Source organism: Kitasatospora sp. NPDC091257 (genome assembly GCF_044757675.1).
GTDB classification, from domain to species: domain Bacteria; phylum Actinomycetota; class Actinomycetes; order Streptomycetales; family Streptomycetaceae; genus Kitasatospora; species Kitasatospora lactacystinica.
Genome location: NZ_JBIVVI010000865.1, coordinates 1 through 4032, shown reverse-complemented (window position 1 = coordinate 4032; position 4032 = coordinate 1). Strand labels below are relative to the sequence as shown.

At 76.6% G+C, this 4032-nt stretch carries 3 protein-coding genes; 2 read left to right on the top strand and 1 reads right to left on the bottom strand.

Annotated elements, in window-relative coordinates; all coding sequences use genetic code 11:
* On the top strand, positions 1-1326 hold a 1326-nt coding region (locus ACIQOV_RS31035), incomplete at its 5' end, for a heavy metal translocating P-type ATPase (RefSeq protein ID WP_401053958.1).
* Between the two features lie 155 nt (positions 1327-1481).
* Here the strand turns inward: ACIQOV_RS31035 and ACIQOV_RS31030 are convergent.
* On the bottom strand, positions 1482-3251 hold the full coding sequence (locus ACIQOV_RS31030; protein ID WP_359905457.1) for a protein kinase domain-containing protein: 1770 nt from the start codon (positions 3249-3251) through the stop codon (positions 1482-1484).
* Positions 3252-3510: 259 nt separating this feature from the next.
* On the opposite strand from ACIQOV_RS31030, the gene ACIQOV_RS31025 reads away from it, so the two are divergent.
* The coding region (locus ACIQOV_RS31025; protein ID WP_401053956.1) for a hypothetical protein at positions 3511-4032 on the top strand (522 nt) is incomplete at its 3' end.

Sequence of the window (4032 nt, the reverse complement as noted above, 5' to 3'; positions counted from 1 at the left end):
GACGCCGTCACCGGTGCCACCGTCAACGCGGGCGGGCGCCTGGTGGTCGAGGCCACCCGGGTCGGCGCCGACACCCAGCTGTCCCGGATGGCCAGGCTGGTCGAGGACGCGCAGAACGGCAAGGCCGCCGCCCAGCGCCTCGCCGACCGGATCTCCGCGGTCTTCGTGCCGATCGTGATCACCCTCGCGGTGGCCACCCTCGGCTACTGGCTGGGCACCGGCGAGGGCTGGACCGCCGCCTTCACGGCAGCGGTGGCCGTGCTGATCATCGCCTGCCCGTGCGCCCTCGGCCTGGCCACCCCGACCGCCCTGCTGGTCGGCACCGGTCGCGGCGCCCAGCTGGGCGTCCTGATCAAGGGCCCGGAGGTGCTGGAGTCCACCCGCAAGGTCGACACCATCGTCCTGGACAAGACCGGCACCGTCACCACCGGCCAGATGACCCTGCTCGCGGTGCACACCGCCGAGGGCGTGGACCGGGCCGAGGTGCTGCGCCTGGCCGGCGCCCTGGAGCACGCCTCCGAACACCCGATCGCCCGGGCGATCGCCACCGCCGCCGCCAAGGCCGGCGAACTGCCCGCGGTCGAGGGCTTCGAGAACGTCCCGGGCCTGGGCGTCCAGGGCGTGGTGGACGGCCACGCCGTGGTGGCCGGCCGGGAGGCCCTGCTGAACGCGTGGTCGCAGCACCTGCCCGAGACGCTGGCCGAAGCCAAGTCCGCCGCCGAGGCGGCCGGCCGCACCGCGATCGCGGTCGGCTGGGACGGCGAGGCGCGGGCCGTGCTGGAGGTCGCCGACGCGGTCAAGCCGACCAGCGCCGAGGCGATCGGCAAGCTGCGCGCACTGGGCCTGACCCCGGTGCTGCTGACCGGCGACAACCGGCTGGTCGCCGAGGCCGTGGCGGCCGAGGTCGGCATCGCGCCGGAGCACGTGATCGCCGAGGTCATGCCGCAGGACAAGGTCGACACCGTCAAGCGGCTGCAGGCCGAGGGCAGGGTCGTGGCGATGGTCGGCGACGGCGTCAACGACGCGGCCGCGCTCGCCCAGGCCGACCTGGGCCTGGCGATGGGCACCGGCACCGACGCCGCCATCGAGGCCGGCGACCTCACCCTGGTCCGCGGCGACCTGCTGGCCGCGGCGGACGCCATCCGGCTCTCCCGCAGGACCCTGGGCACCATCAAGAGCAACCTGTTCTGGGCCTTCGGCTACAACGTCGCCGCCCTTCCGCTGGCCGCGGCCGGGATGCTCAACCCGATGATCGCGGGGGCCGCGATGGCCTTCTCCTCGGTCTTCGTGGTCGGCAACAGCCTCCGGCTGCGCCGCTTCCGCTGACCGGCCGACTCCGCCTCCGCCTCGTCCGCGCTTCCGCGGGGACCCCGCGTCCGTCCGGGCGCCGAGGCGCCGGGGACCCGAGCCACCTCCCACCGCCGGGCCGAGGCCCCGGAACCCCGCAAAGGGTTCCGGGGCCTCGGCGTCGGTCCGGCCGGTCAGTCCTCCGGCAGCCCCACCGCCTGCCAGCGGTATGCCGCGTCCTCCTGCCACACCTGCAACTCGCCCTCCACCACCGCCGCCAGGCACAGCCTCCAGTCGTCGCCCATGGCCAGCGCGACCCGGGTGGCCGGACGCAGCGTGGGCCGCCACCAGCGCGGCCGACGGGAGGCGCCGCCGGCCGGCAGCCGCAGCCGTACGCCGCCCGCGCCGGCCAGTGCGACGGTCGGGCCGCCGCGGTGGCCCACCATGGCGATGCCGAGCGAGGGCTCGCCGTCGCCGATCTCGGTGCCCGCCCCGGCCGCGCCGAGGGTGTGCAACTGGACCGAGCCGTCCGCCCGCAGGGTGGCGGCCTGCGGTCCGGCGGAGGTGCGGGCCAGCGCCCCGGCGCGCAGCGGCCCGGCCGGGCCCACCGGGACGGGCGGCCGCGCGGCGCCGGGCCGCCAGCTCAGCACCCGCTCGCGGTGCTCGACCAGCAGCAGCCAGGCGCCGGGCCGCTCCTCCTCGGCGGCGAGCACCCGGTCGGCCGGGCAGCCGGGGTGTTCCTGCCCGGTCAGGGTGCGGCCGGGGGCCCAGCGGTAGGAGCGCAGCGCGCCGCCGGCCGCCGTCCAGACCGTCATCTCCCCGGTCGAACCGACCGCGCCCGCCAGGCCGTTGACCCCGCGGGCCGCCTCCCACCAGCCGGTCGCCGTACCGACCCACAGGGTGCCGCCGCGGTCCTCGGCGCAGACCACCAGCTCGCCCTGGGGTCCGGCCCAGCCGGCGCTCAACTCCCGTACGGCGGACAGGCCCTGGCCGGCCGGAAGGCGCCGGTCGCGGCTGCCCGGCCCGGCCAGCGCGGTGCCGTCGGCGCCGCCGGTGACCACCAGCGGCCCCCCGGCCGGGTCGGGCAGCACGGCCAGACCCGCGGTGCGGGCCACCGGCCGGTGGCCGCGCAGCAGTTCGCGGCCCCGGGCGGCCCACGGGCCGAGCGGGGAGGGGCGGCGGTCCGGCTCGCGGGCCAGCGGCTCGCAGGCCCAGCGCGCCAACTCCTCGCCGTAGCCCGCGGCCAGCAGCTCGGCGCGGGCCTGCTCGGCGGCCAGCCGGTGGTCCAGCCGGCCGTGGTCGGGCAGCAGCAGGGTGCGAGCGAGGGTGCCGACCGCGAACAGGTCCTTGGCGGTGGTCGGGAAGCCGCCCACCTGCTCGGCCTCCGGCGGGACGTGCCCGGGGGTGAACACCGCGACGGTCAGGGTGTGGTCCAGCGGAGCGAGGAAGGTCAGGTCGATCAGCTTGACCTGCCCCTGGCCGTCCACCAGGACGTTGGCGGGGGAGATGTCGCGGTGCACCCAGCGCTTGCGGTGCAGCTCGTCGACGATCCGGCAGAGCCGGGTCAGCACCTCCGCCACCGCCGACGGGCCGCCGCGCTGGCCGCGCGCCCAGGTGTGCAGCGGCGCGCCCTCGACCCAGGGCGAGATCTGGTAGCCCAGCAGCGCGCCGCCGGGCGGGGTTCCGGGCCGGTGCGGGGAGGGGCCGAGCAGGAAGCTGGGCACCACCAGGTCGGTGACGCCCAGCCGGTGCGCGTTGTGCGAGACGTCGTCCCAGCGGCCGAGCCAGCGCCGCACCTCGGTCGGGTCGCGCTCCAGCATGATCTTGGCGGCGACCAGTTCCTTGCGCCCGTTGTGTCCGGTGCGAACCGCCCGCCACACCTCGGCCTCACCGCCCCGGTGGTGGAACTCCAGGAGTTCGTACTGCTCCGGGTCGAACTCCGGCCCGAACCGGAGCCCGGGCACCCAACGCGACTCCGACACACGACCCCCGACGCTACTGACCGCTGTGGACGCGCTGTTGGCGCGCTGCTGTTGAGCCGCTGCCGTGCTGCCGTTCCGCCGGCGACGCGATGCCCAGGATAGTGCTCTTTCCTGTTCGTCCGTCCGATCGAGGGCCTATTCTGATGGCGCCCGGGCAACATCACGACACGAAGTCAACTCATGATCGCCCAAAGGCAGTTGATCATGCGATGGTCGGTGTCCGAACACAGGGGGACGGTGCATGGCACTGATAGCGGTGCTGCTGGTCGTGCTGGCGCTGGCCGGTGCGGCCGCCGTCGTCCTGGCCCGCCGCCGACGGACCCTGGACGCCGCGACGGTGACGAAGGCCCTGGCCGCGGCCGCCGAACGGCTCGCCGCCGGCCGGGCCGCCCAGGCCCGCCGCCGCTACGCCCGGCTGGCCCGCCGACTCGCCGACGCCCCCGAGGAACTGCGCCCGCAGCGCGGCCTCGCCCTGCTCGGCCAGGCCGACGCCACCGCCTCCACCGGCGACCAGCAGGCCACCCTCGCCCTGCACCGCGAGGCCTACCCGCTGCTCGCCGACCCGGCCCGGCAGCTGCCCCGGTGGAGCCTGCGCCGCCTCGCCGAGGAACGGATGCAGGCCCCCGACGGCGACCTCGGCCCGCTGCTCGCCTTCCTCCAGGCCACCACCGCGGGCGTCGCGGCCGTGGTGGTGCTCGGCGGGGTCGCGCTGCAGTCGCTCGGCGAGGTCGTCGCGCAGGCGGGCGGCTGGGCGCTCAGCTAC